The organism is Candidatus Acidiferrales bacterium, assembly GCA_035934015.1.
Taxonomy (GTDB): domain Bacteria; phylum Acidobacteriota; class Terriglobia; order Acidiferrales; family UBA7541; genus DAHUXN01.
On the sequence record DASYYH010000023.1, the window covers coordinates 1 to 14,052 of the forward strand.

Annotated in this window: 12 protein-coding genes; 6 read left to right on the forward strand and 6 right to left on the reverse strand. The window is 59.4% G+C overall.

The annotated features are described in order from the left end of the window. From VGR81_10785 to VGR81_10800, 4 genes are all read right to left on the reverse strand, one after another. On the reverse strand, positions 1 to 477 hold a 477-nt coding region (locus VGR81_10785), incomplete at its 3' end, for a transposase (GenBank protein ID HEV2289427.1). A gap of 117 nt (positions 478 to 594) precedes the next feature. Beyond that, a complete protein-coding gene (locus tag VGR81_10790) occupies positions 595 to 1,011 on the reverse strand; it encodes a PD-(D/E)XK nuclease superfamily protein (protein HEV2289428.1) in 417 nt (138 codons plus the stop codon). Positions 1,012 to 1,185: 174 nt separating this feature from the next. Beyond that, complete coding sequence (locus tag VGR81_10795) at positions 1,186 to 2,043, reverse strand: site-specific DNA-methyltransferase (GenBank protein HEV2289429.1); 858 nt, start codon at positions 2,041 to 2,043, stop codon at positions 1,186 to 1,188. Positions 2,044 to 2,425: 382 nt separating this feature from the next. Continuing rightward, positions 2,426 to 3,979, reverse strand: a complete 1,554-nt coding sequence (locus VGR81_10800) for a M20/M25/M40 family metallo-hydrolase (GenBank protein HEV2289430.1) — start codon at positions 3,977 to 3,979, stop codon at positions 2,426 to 2,428. A 469-nt stretch (positions 3,980 to 4,448) separates the two neighbouring features. On the opposite strand from VGR81_10800, the gene VGR81_10805 reads away from it, so the two are divergent. Then, on the forward strand, positions 4,449 to 6,035 hold the full coding sequence (locus tag VGR81_10805) for a Do family serine endopeptidase (GenBank protein ID HEV2289431.1): 1,587 nt from the start codon (positions 4,449 to 4,451) through the stop codon (positions 6,033 to 6,035). Here the strand turns inward: VGR81_10805 and VGR81_10810 are convergent. Continuing rightward, complete coding sequence (locus VGR81_10810; GenBank protein ID HEV2289432.1) at positions 6,016 to 6,390, reverse strand: hypothetical protein; 375 nt, start codon at positions 6,388 to 6,390, stop codon at positions 6,016 to 6,018. The two genes, VGR81_10805 and VGR81_10810, sit on opposite strands and share 20 nt — an antisense overlap. A 242-nt stretch (positions 6,391 to 6,632) precedes the next feature. Here VGR81_10810 and VGR81_10815 point away from each other — a divergent pair, with 242 nt between their 5' ends. The 4 genes from VGR81_10815 to VGR81_10830 all read left to right on the forward strand — a co-directional run bounded on the left by VGR81_10815 (position 6,633) and on the right by VGR81_10830 (position 12,820). Next, on the forward strand, positions 6,633 to 7,676 hold the full coding sequence (locus VGR81_10815) for an energy transducer TonB (protein ID HEV2289433.1): 1,044 nt from the start codon (positions 6,633 to 6,635) through the stop codon (positions 7,674 to 7,676). A 31-nt stretch (positions 7,677 to 7,707) separates the two neighbouring features. Beyond that, a complete protein-coding gene (locus VGR81_10820; protein HEV2289434.1) occupies positions 7,708 to 9,489 on the forward strand; it encodes a hypothetical protein in 1,782 nt (593 codons plus the stop codon). Between the two features lie 200 nt (positions 9,490 to 9,689). Then, positions 9,690 to 12,224 (forward strand): AMP-binding protein, encoded by a 2,535-nt coding sequence (locus VGR81_10825; GenBank protein ID HEV2289435.1) that lies wholly within the window; start codon positions 9,690 to 9,692, stop codon positions 12,222 to 12,224. A gap of 83 nt (positions 12,225 to 12,307) precedes the next feature. After that, entirely contained in the window at positions 12,308 to 12,820 is a 513-nt protein-coding gene (locus tag VGR81_10830; GenBank protein HEV2289436.1) for an SgcJ/EcaC family oxidoreductase, read from the forward strand. A 215-nt stretch (positions 12,821 to 13,035) separates the two neighbouring features. On the opposite strand, the gene VGR81_10835 is transcribed toward VGR81_10830, so the two are convergent. Next, complete coding sequence (locus VGR81_10835) at positions 13,036 to 13,638, reverse strand: RDD family protein (GenBank protein HEV2289437.1); 603 nt, start codon at positions 13,636 to 13,638, stop codon at positions 13,036 to 13,038. Here VGR81_10835 and VGR81_10840 point away from each other — a divergent pair. Then, a complete protein-coding gene (locus VGR81_10840) occupies positions 13,627 to 13,911 on the forward strand; it encodes a hypothetical protein (protein HEV2289438.1) in 285 nt (94 codons plus the stop codon). The genes VGR81_10835 and VGR81_10840 overlap by 12 nt on opposite strands. Positions 13,912 to 14,052 lie beyond the last annotated feature (141 nt).

Here is a 14,052-nt window from a genome sequence, read left to right on the forward strand (position 1 = left end):
GGGATTGTGCGCGATGTAGAGGCGGATCGCGTCGAGTTCATCGCCAGAGCGGATGATGTGTTCATAGTAGTTGCGTTGCCAGAGGGAGCCGGTGCGGTGGAGAGCGCGATTGACTGCAGCGGTGGAGAGGGATTTGAAGGCGCGAAGGACCAGTCCGAGCGTCGGAGTAGGTTTCGTAGGGGCGCTGCTTGCTGCGCCCGCGGCCGCAAGCGGCCGTAAGAACACGATACCGTGCGCATGGTTAGGCATCACAACGAATGCGTCGAGCTCGACGGTTGGAAACTGGAGAGGAAGCTCGCGCCATACAGACCACACAGCATCGCCGGCGCGATTACATTTCATCTCGTAATCGATGACACGGCCAAAAATGCAAGCGCGATTTGGCACACAGAGGGTGAAGAAGTAGCCGCCGGATTGGGAGTAGTCGTAGCGGTGGAGACGAATCGAGCGGCGGGAAGAAGCCGAATGGGCGGGCACGCGGCGATTATATATTAAGTGGTTAGAGTGGCAGGCCGGTTATAAAAGTCAAAACGCGACGCGGGGCGTCGCGCGGGCGCAGCAAGCAGCGCCCCTACGAGAGCCGAACGTGCGATTCTAGAGGTTGCCTTGGTTGGCACGAGCGACGAAGCCTTCGAGCGTTAGAATGTGAACGTCGCTTGCGTGTTTGAGGTGACTGTTGAGACCGCCGCTCGTGTAGAAGTTGCGCAGCGTCCAGCCTTCGCCGCCGAGCACAAGATAAGCCTTTGAGTATGTTCCGGCGCGAACTGCTTCCGAAAGACAGATCACTTCGAACGGTACTTTTTGTTCTGCGGTGCCGCCGACCTGCTGCCACTTAAGCGAGACCAGTGTTTTCGTGCCGGCCTTTTCAGCTACTGCATCGACCATGTGCCTACCCCCACCGATCCGCGGCCCGATATGCACCTGCTCTTTGTATTCGTAGCCCCCGCGACGGAGTGCGGGAAGGATCATTGCTTCGAGTACGCCGCCGGTACGCGTGTCGCGCGGCGTCATTTTAGGATCCGCTGCCTGCGGAGGCTGTTTTAGAGCGCGGAGGATCGGAAGCTCTGCGTGACCGTCCGTCATCAACGCGCGAAGAGGGCGGATGCTCGCCGTGAGTATGCCCATCAGAAATCGGCGGCGAGAGGGGCTTGCTGGTTGCGAACTGGATTCTCTTAATCGCAATTTCTATCCATGAGCGTTCGCTTTCGATTCCGACAAACTTTTGCCCCCCCCCCGCAACGCGCATGCCAAAGCGGAGGTGCCGGAGCCGAGGAAAGGGTCGAGGACGAGGTCGCCTTCGCTGGAGGAGGCGAGAAGGATGCGCTCGATGAGAGCGAGAGGCTTTTGCGCGGGATGCTTGCCGAATTTTTTCTCCCAGGGCTCGGGAGGAGGAATGGTCCAGACGGATTTCATTTGTTTGCCGCCGGCGATTTGGCACATGAGTTTGTAATTGAATTTGTGGCGGGACTTTTTGTCGCGCGCAGCCCAGATGATGGTTTCGGTGGCGTGGGTGAAATAGCGGCAGGAGAGATTGGGCGGCGGATTGGGCTTGACCCAGGAGATGTCGTTGAGGAGTTTGAAGCCGAGTTGCTGCATGGCGAAGCCGACGGAATGAATGACGTGAGATGTGCCGGAGACCCAGATGGAGGCGTCGGGCTTGAGGACGCGCTGGCAGGCGGCGAGCCAGGCACGATTGAATTCGTGATTTTCTTCGGCGCCGCGGGAACGGTCCCAATCGCCTTTGTTGACGCTGACCATGCGTCCGGCGTGGCAGGTGATGCCGCCATTGGAGAGGAAGTAAGGCGGGTCGGCGAAGATGAGGTCGATGCACCCGGCGGGGAGGGCGGCGAGGATGTCGAGGCAGTCGCCATGGAAGATTTTGATGTGATGGCGCGAGTCGTGGAAGGCGGGAGGGGGAAGCTGCGGCAAAGACCCACCCTTCGCGACTTCTTCACCTTGGGCTGCTTGCCGCAGCCCGGACGCGAAGGATGGGGCACCCGGAAATGAAGTGGAGGCACGGGACATTTTTTCTGGAGTGCTCAAGGATCCGGATCATTGATCAAAACGGATTGTTGATCAAGTGGTATCGAAAGGCAGTGGCGAGTGACTAGTGGCGAGTGGCTAGAAAAGGCGAAAGCGAAAAGCAGGTCGTTCGACTGCGCGAAAAACGCTCCGCCCGCCGCGGCAGGCAAGCTCAGGATGACAAACAAAAAGCGCGACGCGTCGCCCGGCATGGGGGCAGGCGCGGGCGCAGCAAGCAGCGCCCCTACGAACGATAGAACCATGCCCCGTAACGGCCGAGCGATGAAGCTGTGTGTGGCGCGGCAAGGGGAAAAGCAGATTCCTCGGACGTTCCGGCGACATTTTGACATTGGCCGCTTGCCGCGGTCCAGCCGCCGGAACGGCTCGGAATGACAGATTAAAACTATTGCTGGGGCTGCTGGCCGAGGTTGCCGAAGGGCCAGATGCCGAAGAGCTTGAGAAAGACGTCGTCGTGCTTGTCGATGAGCATCTGCGCGGTTTTCTCCTGCGGCCAGGGCGAAGCGAGACGCTCGGGACGGTCGGCGATCCAGAAAGCGACAAGCGCTTGCACGGCGGCGTCGCGATCGAGGACGGCTTCGTCCACTTTGTCGAATGTGTCGACGGCGGAATGATGCGTGTAGCGATAGTCGGGCGAATCCTGATCGAGATTGATGCCGGGCAGGCCGGCGAGAATGAACGGGCCAGCGTCGGTGCCGAATTCCGTGTTGTCGTTGGCGGTGATGGTGCCGAAAGCATTGAGCGAGGCGGCGAAGGCTTGCGCGGCGGGCAGCATGTCGGTGCGGCCGCCCATGTTGAGAGCGACGACGGGGCCCTGGCCGTTATCGAGAATGACGGCGGCGACGTGATTTTGCATGTCGTCTTTGTGCGTTTTCGTGTAGGCGAGGGAGCCGAGCAGGCCTTCTTCTTCGCCGGTGAAAAGGACAAAGCGAATCGTGCGCAGCGGCTTGATGCCGGAGCGAACGATGGCTTCGGCGGCGCCGAGCGTGGTGGCGACGCCTACGCCGTCATCCGTCGAGCCTTCGGAAAGATCCCAGGAATCGAGATGGCCGCCGACGACGATGACTTGCTCGGGATGCTCGGTGCCGGGAATTTCGCCAACGACGTTGGCGGTGTCCACCGGACCATCGGTGACTTTGTTTTGCACGTCGATGTGAATGCGGACGGCCTTGCCGTGGTCGAGGAGGCGTTCGATGATTTCTTGATCTTCGGCGGCAATGCTGACGACGGGAATGTCGTAAAAGACGTTGAAGCCGAGCGCGCCGGTGTGCGTGAGATGCATGCCCTGGGATTTTGCGCCGCCCTGGCCGCCGATGACGGCGACGGCGCCGACTTCGTGAGCTTTCTTGAGCATGTCGCCGAATTTGGCGAACGCGGCCATGCCGTTCGCGGGACGGACGCCCTTCTGCACAGCGATGAGAACTTTGCCGCGCCAGTTGCCGGAATTTTGCGCGATCTCGTCCTCGAGATCGTAGACGTTGACCGGCACGACATCGGCATCGACGCCGCCCGCGGGCGTGGAGCCGACCCAGCCCATCGAGTCAACCATGAGAGGATGCGGCGCGGGAGAAATCATTTTCGCGGAGGCGGAGACACGCGTCCAGCCGCGGAAAATCTGCCAGGGCTCGGCGTGAACATTTTGCAGGCCGATTTTTTTCATGGTGTCGAGGCCCCATTGAATCGCGGCGTTGCACTGCGGCGAGCCGGTGACGCGCGCGCCGACGTCGTCGCTCAAATCTTCGAGCTCGGAGTAGGCGTGGATGTTCATCATGGCTTCGCCGGCGATGGCGGAGAGCGCGGGAAGCGTGCCGCCGTCTGGATCGGGAGGCGCAGCGGAGTAGGCAGAGTTGGTGAGCGCGGCGAAACCAATGGCGACAGCAAAAATCGCAGCGAAAACAAAAACGAAAAGAGCGGAAGATTTCGAATTCTTTTTGAACATCTCTCTGCGCCTCCAGGGAAAAAAGCTCGCGAACGAGCGGCGAGTATTGTGTCAAATGGGAGAGCGCGAAGCAAGCCGAGGAAAAGCGGGCGCCGGGTCAGTTTACATTTTGATTTCTTGTGCACGGTCAAAAAATTCGAAGTGGCCTAACGCTGAAAAAGCGAGGGTAAACGAAAACAAGAGGATTGGCATCTATATGAAGTGGTGCGCAAGAAGGCGTAAGGTCTGGCGGCCGGCTGGGAAAGAAGGAGAAAGCCAGCGGGGCGGTCCTGTGCCCGATTTATACATCTCCGACGTACCCATGATTCAGGAATGCGATAAAATAGGCGCAGAGCCGGTCTGGCGGCCAAGTTTCGCCCGCCGGATGGGGACGGAACCGAACCTTCTTGCGGAGACTTTTTTCCTTGTAGAACGTCAATTATAGAGCTGGGCCGTTGGCCCGCGAGAAATGATAAGGGAGGTACGGAAAATGAGCAGTGGCGTGGTTCAAGTGAAGCGAGGAGCGGCAGTAACGATTTTAATCGCCGCGCTAATCGCGGGAGCGTTTTTGGGTACGTGGGCAATTCGCTGGGCGAGCCATGAAGTGCTGGGAGCGCCGAATGTGCCGGTGAAGATGGCGGGAAATCTGAATCCGGTGCTGCTGGGAGGATTCTCGAACGGATTTGCGTCCGTGGTGCGGCCAGCGCTGCCGGCGGTGGTGAATATTTCGACGACGCGAGTCATCCGGACGCAACAGAATGCGCCGGGATTTTTCGGCGATCCGTTTTTCCAACAGTTCTTTGGAAGGCAGTTTGGGCCAAGCGTGCCGCAGACGGAGAAGGAGCATAGCCTGGGCTCGGGCGTGATCATCAATCCGGACGGCTACATCCTGACGAACAATCACGTGGTGGCGCACGGCAGCGACATCGAGGTTGTTTGGAACAATAAAGAGTACAAAGGAAAAGTAGTCGGCACGGATCCGCAGACGGATATCGCGGTGGTGAAGATCGACGCGACGGGACTGCCGACGCTGACGTTTGGAGATTCCGCGAAGCTGCAAGTGGGCGATGTGGTGTTCGCCATCGGCGATCCCTTCGGAATCGGAGAAACGGCCACGATGGGAATTGTGAGCGCCATGGGGCGCAGCAACTTGAATATCGAAGGAAGCCAACAGCGGGGAGGCCGGCAATCGTATGAGGATTTCATTCAGACCGACGCGGCGATCAATCCGGGAAATTCGGGCGGAGCGCTGATTGATCTCCACGGGAATTTGATTGGCATCAATACGGCGATCCTTTCGAGCGGGGCGGGTCCGGATGGCGAAGGCGGAAATGAAGGAATCGGTTTTGCGATACCGATCAATCTGGCGCGCAACATCATGCAGCAGATTATCGAGCATGGAAAAGTGGAGCGCGGGCACATCGGGCTTGTGATTACGAACCTGACGCCGGACTTGGCCAAGGCATTCGGCTATACGGCGGGCGGGACGGGCGCTCTGGTCAACCAAGTGACGGCGGGCGGTCCGGCGGAAAGGGCTGGAATTAAGCGCGGAGACATCATCCTGGCGCTGAACGGCGAGCCGATTACCGGCTTTGGCGACCTTACAGCGCAAATCGTGAATTCGGCTCCAGGAACGGTGATGCATTTGAAGGTCTTCCGCGACGGGAAGACGTTTGATGTTCCGGTGACGCTGGCATCCGGCGCGCCGGAACAGGCCGATAATTTAGTCGGCGGAGGCGGAGAATCGGCGCAGCCAGCCGAGCCTTCGGAAAATCCGGGCAAAGCGCTGGAAGGCGTGAAGGTCGAAGCGCTCGCTCCGGACATTGCGCAGCAATTGAATCTGCCCTTGTCCACCAAAGGAGTCGTGGTGGATTCGGTGGAGCAGTCGAGCGATGCAGCCGAAGGAGGATTGCAGCGCGGCGACGTGATTCTGGAAGTGAATCACAAGCCAGTGACAACTGTTCAAGAATTCCGTTCGGCGCTGGCTGGAACGGACAATCAACCGGTGCTTCTGCTGGTGATACCGGCCGGACAACCGAATACAACCGTGTACTTGCTCATCCAGTCCGGATCGTGAGGTTCTGAAATCCGGCAAAGATGCGGTGCGGGGACGAAAGTTCCCGCACCGGCTTCCGTTTCCATCGAAACGGAAAATCGGGAGTAATGGGGCCAGTTTGAATTTTGACTTTTTGCATCACGATCCCCCAGGCTCCCCTATCGCTTTGCGACGCGTGAAAAATGCACGGCGACGGTAGAAAATTCTCCTCAGGCGGCTTGCCGAATCCACTGCCCAGCAGCAAACGCCATGCGCGAACTGAAAATCGCCCCGGACTCTGCGTCTTCAGGCGCTGAATGAAAAAGAGATACGATGGCGCAGCAAGATGAGAGAAAAGAAATAAAAATCCGATGAAATGTTGGATAGGATCGTGCATGGGAAATCATCGGAAAAGACTGGGCAGAGCGCAACTGATCGTGCGATTCCGGGTTTGATCGAGCACGGTCGAAAAATCAGCAGAGGTCCAGCGAGATGCGGAAATACGCCAGGAATTGCTTCGGTTGCTGGATAGAGCAACCAGATTTCTCACTGGTACGATCGTACTATTCACCCAGCCACTAGGACTAGTACTACAATCGTCTCACGCGGATACGTGCGATGCGTTTCAAAAGGGGAAGAATGCCGTCGTCGAACGATAACGGATTTTATGGAGATGCAACCGGGTTCACGCTGCTCTCGAGCGGGAAGCCGCGATGGCGTTCGTTTGGCGCTGGGTTTGGCATTGAATTTTTCGTACTGGCGTGCGCGCTTTGGCTGCCGCTGCTTTTCCCGAAGCAGATGGAGACGGCAACGCAATACATGGTGATGCACATTTCCGTTCCGCGGCTGGAACCGTGGAAGCCGCAGCCGAAAGTGCAACCAAGACGAATCATGCCGCGAAAGCCGGAGATCGAAAAGCCAGCCGTGGTTCCTCCCCCGCCGAAACCAAAAATGATCGAGCCAGTGTTCAAGGCGCCGGTGATCCTGCATAACGTGGTGAGGCACAATCCGACGCAAGCGCCGAAAGTGAATGAGTTCGCGCGCGCGGTGCCGGATGTTCCGACGACGTCGCTGGGAAGCTCCGCGCTGCCGGATTTGAAGAAACCGAGAGCACCGGTGCAGACGGGAGGATTCGGCGATCCCGATGGATTGAAAGCGACGGACAAAGTGACGCACCCGGTGAACATCAGCCAGGCCGGCGGATTTGACATGCCGGACGGGCCCGGAAAGGGAAATGGACGAGGCGGAGCGAAGGGCGTGCAGGGAGTGGTGGAGAGCGCGGGCTTCGGCAACGATTCGGCGATTGCGGGCGGAAGGCGGCACGGAGGCGTTGTTCAAGAGGGAGGATTTGCGGACGACAGCGTTACGACGAGCGGACCGCACGTGCGCAAGGCAGCCAACACTGTAGCCAATGAAACACCTGTGGTGGTGCTCTACAAGCCCGATCCGCAGTACACTGCAGAGGGGAAGCAGGACAAGATTCAAGGCGATGTGGTGCTCGAAGTGATCTTTCGCGCTACGGGACAGGTGGACATCGTGCGCGTGGTGCAGGGCCTGGGACACGGACTGGATCAGAACGCGGAAGCAGCGGCGCGGCAAATCAAATTCAAGCCGGCGGAGCAGGATGGACGGCCGGTGGACTTTCCGGCAAACGTGCGAATTCAGTTTGAACTCGCCTATTGAAATTGGATTGAGGAATTAAGGGGGAGAAGTCATGGGGACGGGATTGCGTTGCATTTTTGCAGCGGCTCTCGGTCTGGCGCTGGCGGGTGGCGCGAGCGCGCAGACTCAAGCACAGGGACAAACTCAAGCACAAACACAATCTCAAACGCAAGCGCAGCCGCAGCCGACGCAGACGCCGCAGCAGCCCGCAGCAACGCCGAGCCAGCCAACCACAGTTGAGCAAGTCGTTGACCGGATTATCGCGCGCGAACATCAGGAAGTAGCCACGCTGAGGCGGTATAGCCCGATCGTTGAAACCTATATTCAAGATATGCGGTACGACTCGCAACTGGGCGAGGTGCCGCAGACGGATCACTATTATCTGGGCGTGGCGGACCTGAGCCGCGGAGTTGTGGACCGTTCGATGCTCGCGAACGACAAGAAGGGGTGGAAAAGCAAGCTGAACCCGATCAAAGACATCACCGGGATGCTCGGGGATTCTTACGTGCCGGCGGGATTTTTGCAGATGATTTTTGTCGATCCCATTTATTTTGACCGGCAGCACTACCGCTTCGATTATGTGCGGCGGGAATTTCTGGGAGCGGTGCGGTGCCTGGTGTTCGATGCGACGCCGCTGCCGAAGTCTGGCAAGGGAAGATTCCAGGGACGGATCTGGGTGGAAGAAGAAGGCTACGCGATCGTACGGTTCAATGGCGTGTTCACGCCGGTTTCGACGACCACGAGCTGGAACCTGCACTTCGACAGCTGGCGCGCGAACGTCGCGCCGGGATTGTGGATTCCGACGTACATCTACAGCGCGGAATCGGATTTGAATGATTTTCCGCTGGGGCATGTGCGCTACCGGTCGCAGACGCGGCTGTGGGGCTACAACCTGAAGCTCGCGGCGCATGAAGAAGAATTCAGCTCGCTGACAATCGAGACGGCGAAGCCGATTCAGGATCAGGCGGACGCTTCGAAAGATGTTTCGCCGGTGATGGCGGAGCGGGACTGGCAGCGCGAAGGCGAAGACAATGTTCTCGACCGGCTGCAGCGCAACGGATTGCTGGCGCCACCGGGGCCGGTGGACAAGCTGCTGGATCAGGTGGAGAACAATCTCGAAGTGCCGAACAATCTGGACATCGAGCCGGAAGTTCGCTGCCGCGTGCTGCTGACGACGACGCTCGAAGCGTTCACGGTGGGACACACGATTATTTTGACGCGCGGGCTGCTCGACGTGCTGCCGGATGAGCCGAGCCTGGCGGCGGTTCTGGCGCATCAACTGGGACGAATCATCACCGGGCAGGAGCTGCCGGATGCGTATTCGTTCAACGATATGACCATGGTTACGACGGAAAATACGCTGAAGCGCATGTCGTTCCGCACTTCGGAGCAGGAAGAAGAAGTGGCGGCGAAGAAAGCGCTGGAGCTGCTGAAAAATTCGATTTACAAAAATCAACTGGGCACGGCAGGATTGTTTTTGAAGCAGGTGGCGGCAGAACAGAAGGAACTGCCAAGCCTGATCAGCGCGAATCTGGGAAATCACGTGTATATGGCCGACCAATTGATGCTGGCCGCGCCGCAATTGCAGGCGACGAAGGTGGATCAGATCGCCGCGCTGCCGCTGGGCTCGCGCATCGTGCTGGATTCGTGGGACGATTCAGTCGCGCTGGCGAAGTCGAAGCCGGTGCAACTGCTTTCGGCGCGCGAAAAGATGCCGCTGGAAGTGACGCCGTTCATGCCGTATTTGACGCGCTTCGATTCGTCAAACGGGGTTGGTGCGGATCCGACGAAGGGCGACGTGGCGAAACAACAGCCGCAGAAGCAACAACACTAAAATCCGTCGCGGCGAGCGATCGGTCGGCGCGAAGCTGATTTTTATACAAGGCCCGGCAGGGAGGTGGTCCCCCGCCGGGCTTTTTGTTTTTGTGGCCGCGACTGCAATGCTTTCCTGAAACGCGTGACGCGCGGCGCAGAGGCGTCGCGCGAAGGCGCTGCTTTGAAACCCAGCCCGGATGAGAGAAACTTCCCTCCAGCATGGCACGGCAATCGCTTGCTGAATTCGTGAATGAGTACGCGCGGCGCGGGGAGGAAATCGCCGTGGCGCACCGACGCGGATACCGCATGGAGCGATGGACCTACGCGGAAATTGCGGATGCAGTGCGCGAATTTGCAAACACGCTCGCAGCGCGAGGGATTGCGAAAGGCGACCGCGTTCTGCTGTGGGGCGACAACTGCGCGGAGTGGGTGGCGGCGTTTTTCGGCTGCGTACTACGCGGCGCTGTGGTGGTGCCGATCGACCGTGCAGGCACGCCGGACTTTGCCACGCGCGTGGCCAAGGCGGCGCAGGCGAAGATCGTGGTGCAGTCGAGCGGGCTCCCAGAGTTGGATGCGCAAATTCCGGCGATGAATCTGGAAGAAGCGGCGGCGCGTCGGACAAACGGAGAACGCGCGAAGGAAATTGCACCACCGGCGCTTGGACGAAACGATCCCGTTGAGATGGTGTTCACTTCGGGGACGACGGCGGAGCCGCGCGGCGTGGTGCTGACGCACGGAAATATTCTGGCGAACATCGAACCGCTCGAACCGCAAATCCAGCCGTATTTGCGCTACGAACAATTTTTTCATCCCATTCGATTTCTGAATCTCCTGCCGCTGAGCCACGTCTTCGGGCAACTGATGGGCATGTTCATTCCGCCTCTGCTCGGCGGAACGGTGATTTTTCTGGATACGCTTGCGCCAGCGGAAGTGGCGCGAACCATCCGGCGAGAGCGCGTGACGGTGCTGGTCTCCGTGCCGCGATTGATCGAGTCGCTCGAAGGGCAGACGGAACGAGAAATCGAAGCGGCCGGGGGCGGCGCGGAATTTCGCGCGAAATTCGAGACGGCGAAGGACGAGCGCATCTGGAAACGCTTATGGCGATTCCGGCGGATCCACAGGCAATTCGGATGGAAGTTCTGGGCGTTCATTTCCGGCGGCGCGGCGCTGCCGGAATCGGTGGAGACGTTCTGGCAGCGCCTGGGCTACGCGGTGATTCAAGGCTACGGACTGACGGAAACGGCGGCGCTCGTGAGCGTGAACCATCCGTTCCGCACGGGAAAGCGGTCGATCGGGAAAGTGATGCCGGGAGTGGAGATGAAGCTCAGCGCGGAAGGAGAAATTCTCGTTCGCGGAGAAAACGTGGCATCCCGCTACTGGCAAGGACAGAGACTCGAACCGATCGCCGGGGAAGGCGGGTGGTTTCGCACCGGGGATTTGGGAGAAGTCGACGCGGAGGGGAATCTTTTTTTCAAGGGGCGGCGGAAGAACGTGATCGTCACGCCAGCGGGAATGAATGTTTACCCCGAGGATCTGGAAGCGGAATTGAAAAAGCAGAGGGGAGTGCGAGATTGCGTGGTGGTGGGAATTGCGCGCGACGGAAACGAGGAGCCGTGCGCGGCGCTGTTGCTGGAGGATTCGAGAGCCGGCGCAGAAGCGATTGTCGCGCGAGCCAATGAGAATTTGGCGGAGTATCAGCGCATACGGCAATGGATCGTCTGGAACGGGCCTGATTTTCCGCGCACGGCGACGCAGAAGCCGGTGCTGCCGCGAATTCGCGAGGCGATTGCGGCGAAATTCGGAGGAAAACCAGCGGGCGAAGGGACGGCGGCAAAGCCGGGAACGCTTGGCGAATTCATTTCGCGCGTGACGCGGCGCGGGGCGGAGAGTGTCTCTCCCGATGCAAATCTGGAGCACGATCTGCGACTGAGTTCGCTCGACCGCGTGGAGCTGATGAGCGCGCTCGAAGAAAAATATCAGGTGGATTTGAGCGAGACGAAATTTGCAGAAGCGAAGACGGTCGGAGAATTGGAACAACTGCTGCGCGAGCCGCCGGCGCGTCCGCAGACGCATCGCTTTCCGCGATGGGCGCAGCGCTGGCCGGTGACATGGATTCGGATTTTCATTTATTACCTGCTGGTGTGGCCGGCGACGTGGCTGCTGGCGCGGCCGAGGATTCGCGGGCGCGAGCATTTGCGCGGAATTCACGGGCCGGTGTTCGTGGTGGCGAATCATGTGACGTACGTGGATATTGGATGCGTGCTGGCGGCGCTTCCAGCGAAATTCCGCCACCGGCTGGCGACGGCAATGGAAGCGGAGCGGCTCTACGGCATGCGCTATCCGGCGGGAATGCACTGGTTTCTAAGGATTATCAATCGCATGGACTATTGGCTGGTGACTGCGCTGTTCAACGTTTTCCCGCTGCCGAAACTTTCCGGGTTTCGCGACAGCTTCGAATTTGCAGGCGAACTGGCGGACAAAGGATGGAGCGTGCTGGTGTTTCCGGAAGGCGAGCGGACGAAGATGGGTGCGCTGGGGAAGTTTCGCGGAGGAGTCGGGCTGCTGGCAACGAAGCTGCGTTTGCCGGTCGTGCCGGTGCGGATCGATGGCCTATTCGAGTTGAAACAAGCGGGCAAGCACATGGCGCGAGCGGGGGACGTGCGCGTGACGATTGGCGCGCCGGTTTCCTTCGCGGCGGGGACGGATGCGGACAGCATCGCACGAGAGCTGGAACGCCGCGTAGCGGAATTATGAGGCGCGGGCCCAACTTGCGCTTGACGACCCCGGGCGCGAGGGTTAGGCTTTCGGGCGACAGAAAGCTCAAGAGGTAATTCCCTATGACTCGTGCGTCAATGCTGTTTGCCGCCTTTGCCCTCGTGATTCCCATGCTGGCGACTTCTATTGTTGCAGCGCCGGATGAAACAGAGAACGTGCGAAACGTTGTCGCCGCCTTCGCAACGACCTGGAACCGGCACGACATGGAGGCGTTCGGCAAGCTCTTCACACCGGACGCCGAGTTCGTCAACGTCGCAGGGACTCGATGGGTGGGGCGAAGAGAGATTCAGGCTCAACACGCATATTCGCACGGTACAATCCCTCAAAGTGCTCAGCCTAAGGAGAACCTCAGGTATTATGGGATCTTCAAGCACAGCACGATGACCTTCACTCATATTGACGTTCGCTTTTTGCGAAAAGACGTGGCGCTCGCTCACGTGGACTGGGAATTAAGCGGGGACACAAGAACGCAAGGCCTGCGGCGCGGCGTGTTCACGTTCGTGCTTACGCAGCAGAACGGAGGCTGGTTGATCGCCGCCGCTCAGAACACGGAAATCAACCGGACGGTGAAATAAGCTCCGAACTTTCCGACGGGTCACGTGATCCCCGCAACTGCCTGAATAGGCATTCCTGATTTCATCGCGCAAACGCGGATAATCGGAGCACCTGCTCCGACGTGGTAACAGTACATGCGCGGGCTTCGCTCTCGCGTCCTCGCGGCTTTTCAGTCAAGACGGGCAGAGACACGCATGCGAATGAACACGCGCTCAAGGAGAAAACAGCCTTATTTCTATTGCTCGCCGGAGTCGGCGTCGGAAGAATCGGCGGCGTGGGTGATGTAGGTGTGGGACATACGGTCGTGCCACGTGAGTTTGTCTTCATCCCAAAGAGACCAGAGAAAGCCGAGCAGAACTGTGCCGGCAGAGAGCACATAGCCGAAGCAGCGCCAGAGGAGCTGGCGCGTTTCGGGGAACGTGCCGTCGATGGCGACGGCGGAAAGATTGCGGATCTGCATGCCGGGAGTGGCGGCGGAAAACAAAGTGAAAAGCGTGAAATAAAGCGCGTAAATGAGAAAGAAAATGGCGCCGTAAACGCCGAGCTGCGGGCGCGTGAAGCCGAGCTGGCCTCCGAGCGAGCGGAAAAGGGCGAGAAAACCGACGAAGACGGCGGCGACGATGGCGGCATCGATTATTCCAGCGAGGCGGCGCGTGGACAATTCGGCGACGGGAAGAGACGTCTTCGCCGGATGGAGGCGGAAATTTTCGACGACGGAGAAATCAAGCTCCGGTTGAGAGACGTGAATTTCGACGCGCTCCGTTGGACGAATGCGCGCGATGGTGCGCGGAGCGACGGCCGTGGTGATGACTTCCGGCAGGCGGCTATGAAAGGGCAAGGCAGGCTGGGGCTGCGCGGAATCCTCGCCGGAAAGAACGTGCCCGCGGCGCGAACGGTAAACTTCGAGACGGCGGGCAACCTCGCGGCGCCATTCTGGTTCTTCGGAGATGGCGGCCTGGCGGGAAGGCGAGGGCTGGGGGGACGCGGCGGGAGCCTCGCAGAACGGGCACACGTCTACGTCTTGATTAGTGACCGCGCCACACTGAGAACAAACGTGAATCACCGGCTCGTTTTGCGCTGCGGACCGGACTGGCGGACGGGAAAATCTTAGCAGAATGCGCAGGAGGGGCGAAGGAAAATGGCGCGGGAAGCGCGGCGATGTCGCGAATGAGATAACCGCCCGAAAGGACGGCGCCACGGGAGAAAAGGCGCGAGGCCCGGGAACAAAATCGTCTTTTCTCTCAAGAGGGGC

Coding starts and splice junctions, on each gene's coding strand:
- VGR81_10810 (HEV2289432.1), bottom strand. CDS start 6,390: ATGCACGATCCTATCCAACATTTCATCGGATTTTTATTTCTTTTCTCT.
- VGR81_10800 (HEV2289430.1), bottom strand. CDS start 3,979: ATGTTCAAAAAGAATTCGAAATCTTCCGCTCTTTTCGTTTTTGTTTTC.
- VGR81_10790 (HEV2289428.1), bottom strand. CDS start 1,011: ATGACGCCGCGCGACACGCGTACCGGCGGCGTACTCGAAGCAATGATC.
- VGR81_10815 (HEV2289433.1), top strand. CDS start 6,633: ATGCCGTCGTCGAACGATAACGGATTTTATGGAGATGCAACCGGGTTC.
- VGR81_10830 (HEV2289436.1), top strand. CDS start 12,308: ATGACTCGTGCGTCAATGCTGTTTGCCGCCTTTGCCCTCGTGATTCCC.
- VGR81_10805 (HEV2289431.1), top strand. CDS start 4,449: ATGAGCAGTGGCGTGGTTCAAGTGAAGCGAGGAGCGGCAGTAACGATT.
- VGR81_10840 (HEV2289438.1), top strand. CDS start 13,627: ATGAAAGGGCAAGGCAGGCTGGGGCTGCGCGGAATCCTCGCCGGAAAG.
- VGR81_10820 (HEV2289434.1), top strand. CDS start 7,708: ATGGGGACGGGATTGCGTTGCATTTTTGCAGCGGCTCTCGGTCTGGCG.
- VGR81_10825 (HEV2289435.1), top strand. CDS start 9,690: ATGGCACGGCAATCGCTTGCTGAATTCGTGAATGAGTACGCGCGGCGC.